Here is a 348-nt window from a genome sequence, read left to right as displayed (position 1 = left end):
GCAAAGGCGGAATTCCGCGCGATCACGAACAGCCAGTTCACATGCGACAGCGCCGTTGTGATCTCCTCGACCACGCCATCGGTGAAATATTCCTGCTCGGCGTCGCCGCTCATGTTCTGGAACGGCAAGACGACGATCGACGGCTTTTCCGGCACCGAAACGGTAGGGCGCGGCGGCTCCGCCTTCGCTTCCACGCGGAACAGTTCGAGCTCGGACGGGCTGCCGTCGGCCATCTGTTCCTTCAGGCGATCCAGGTTGGGCGCTTCGATAGGTTCGACTAGTGCCCGCGTCGCTTCTTCGGGCTCAATGCCGAGCTCGCGCTTCAGCGCTTCCTTGCAGGCCAGGAAC

Annotated in this window: 1 pseudogene; it reads right to left on the bottom strand. The window is 62.6% G+C overall.

The annotated features are described in order from the left end of the window. Positions 1-348: pseudogene (locus AC0L2L_RS33385) on the bottom strand (CadC-family transcriptional regulator); the annotation flags it as partial.

This window comes from Mesorhizobium sp. WSM4832, from assembly GCF_055811115.1.
This window is presented reverse-complemented; position numbering and strand designations above follow the sequence as displayed.